The sequence below is a fragment of the Glycomyces sp. NPDC021274 genome (genome assembly GCF_040641195.1).
Taxonomy (GTDB): Bacteria; Actinomycetota; Actinomycetes; order Mycobacteriales; family Micromonosporaceae; genus Glycomyces.
Window position 1 is genome coordinate 1 of record NZ_JBFADC010000121.1, and the last position, 1,086, is coordinate 1,086.

The 1,086-nt window shown below is 66.4% G+C and carries 1 protein-coding gene; it reads left to right on the forward strand.

Translation table 11 applies throughout. The features are described from left to right. Positions 1 to 284 precede the first annotated feature (284 nt). On the forward strand, positions 285 to 1,086 hold an 802-nt coding region (locus AB0I03_RS27035), incomplete at its 3' end, for an acyl-CoA dehydrogenase family protein (protein ID WP_360417475.1).

Genomic DNA, 1,086 nt, shown 5'->3' on the forward strand with positions numbered 1-1,086 from the left:
GGCTGCTCGCCGTAGCCCCCGGGGGCCGGTTGCTGCGGCGGGGGCGGCGCTCCGTACTGCTGCCCGGCACCCGCGTTCTGGTCGTAGCCGTACATGCGCCACAGCGTACTGATTCGGGGTGGCGCGGGGGACGCTCGTCACAGATCGGCCGTTAGGGGTTGCTTCTTATTACTGATGGGTAGCATCATCGTAGCTACTTGCTGGTATTGCGTATCGAGGTCCCTTCCTCGCGTCGAGGTCTTCCTCGTACAGAGGCCCTCCCGAACCCTTACGGAGCCGTACCCATGGGGCACTACAAGTCGAATCTCCGCGACATCGAGTTCAACCTCTTCGAGGTGTTCGGCCGTGACAGCGTGTACGGCACCGGACCGTTCGCGGAGATGGACGTCGACACCGCCAAGAGCGTGCTGTCCGAGATCGCTCGACTCTCGGAGAACGAGCTGGCCGATTCGTACGCCGACGCCGACCGGAACCCCCCGGTCTTCGACCCGGACACCAACACCGCGCCGGTGCCGGACACCTTCAAGAAGAGCTACCAGGCGTACATGGACGCCGAATGGTGGCGCCTGGGTGTCCCGGAGGAGATCGGCGGCACCACGACGCCGCGTTCCCTGCTGTGGGCCTTCGCCGAGTCCATCCTTGGCTCGAACCCCGCCGTGTGGATGTACGCCTCCGGTCCGGCCTTCGCGGGCGTGCTCTTCGAGGAGGGCACCGAGCAGCAGAAGCACATCGCCAAGGTCGCCACGGAGAAGGGCTGGGGCTCCACCATGGTGCTGACCGAGCCCGACGCCGGCTCGGACGTCGGCGCCGGCCGCACCAAGGCGGTCAAGCAGGAGGACGGCTCCTGGCACATCGAGGGCGTGAAGCGCTTCATCACCTCCGGTGAGCACGACATGGCGGAGAACATCCTCCACTACGTCCTCGCCCGCCCCGAGGGCCACGGCCCCGGCACCAAGGGCCTCTCCCTCTTCCTCGTGCCGAAGTACGAGTTCGACTTCGAGACCGGCGAGCTGGGCGAGCGCAACGGCGTCTACGCCACCAACGTCGAGCACAAGATGGGCCTGAAGGCGTCCAACACCTGCGAGA